Here is a 1260-nt window from a genome sequence, read left to right as displayed (position 1 = left end):
CAGCTCGACGACGGTGCCGCGGCCGAGCGTCCCGCCGAGCAGGCCCAGCCCGACGACCGCGACGCCGACGATGAGGAGGAGGTTCCGTCCGATCATCCCGGAGAGCGCGTACGCCTCGGAGAGGGGGACGTGGACCGCGACCAGCCAGTCCTCGGTGTCCAAGGGCGCGTACGCGACGAGGTACTCGCCGCCGTCCGCGAAGCCGAACGTCGCCGACGGGAGGAAGCCGACGGCCCCCTCCTCGTCGAACAGTGTCGACCGGATCTCGTTGTCGTAGCGGAAACCGGCGGCGTAGTCGTTGTCGCTCGCCGTGATCTCGCCGTTCGGCTCGACGATGGTGGTGAACGCGCCCTCCGTCGGCTGCCGGAGGTCGGCCGTGACGGGGGCGAGCGACACCTCCATCACGAGGTAGTCGCCGATCGGCGTCGAGGTGACGTACGCGATCCGGCGTTCGCCGTCGACCCGGTACGGCTGGCTCCTGAACACCTCGTCTCCGTACACGATGTCGTCGCCAAACCACGCCTTCGAGGCCACCGTCTCGCCGCCGTCGCCCTCGTCGGTGGTAGCGAGGACGGTCCCCTCGGCCGGGTCGACGAAGTGGAGAGCGGCGACCGACTCGTCGGCCCGCGAGAGGTGCGACGCGAGGTATCCGTCCACCCGGTCTGCGTCCTGAGAGAAGATGTCGTTGTCGGCGACGTTCCGAATCGCGGTGCGGCGCTCGGTCGCCCAAGCGTCAAGATCGGTCGCGCTCAGCTCCGCGACGGCGGTGTAGTCGTCCTGCGCGCTCGATTCGAGCTGCTCCGTCGTCTCCGCGTACGTGACGGCTCCGACGGCACCGATCGCGAGCACGACGACAACGAGAGCGACGAGGAACTTCGCGAGGTAGCTCCGGGCCACCGCGTCGGGCGCGACCCGACGCAAGATCCGTTCGAGAAGGGTGTCGGCCATTATCATCAGGCGCTCGACAGGGACTCTTTAATCCACTCCCGTCAGTATCCTCAGTGATAATTAGCGGCTCACCGCCGACACCACCGCGTAACAGTTTCCGCTCGAAACCCGCGTGTGACGGATTTCGAGGTCGCTCGCGGCGAGATCTGACTCGAACTCAGCGGGAGAGTAGATGTGATAGTACCGGGGGACGGTCTCGCCGCCCGGGAGCGTCCAGTCAACGGTCGTGTCGAACCCCTCGTCGCGGTCGAACCGGTCGTGGGCCGTGCTCCACGCGCTGACGAGCGCGACCCCGCCCGGCGCGAGGACCCG

At 68.1% G+C, this 1260-nt stretch carries 1 protein-coding gene and 1 pseudogene; both read right to left on the bottom strand.

Going from position 1 to position 1260, the window contains the following annotated elements; all coding sequences use genetic code 11:
* Positions 1-948: cache domain-containing protein (locus tag BN903_RS17420; protein ID WP_048077375.1), on the bottom strand; the 948-nt coding region annotated here is incomplete at its 3' end.
* 60 nt (positions 949-1008) lie between these two features.
* Positions 1009-1260 (bottom strand): annotated as a pseudogene (locus BN903_RS15860) (SAM-dependent methyltransferase); the annotation flags it as partial.

It is taken from the genome of Halorubrum sp. AJ67, assembly GCF_000513435.1.
The sequence above is the reverse complement of the archived record's forward strand: the minus strand, read 5'-3'. Positions and strand labels throughout refer to the sequence as shown.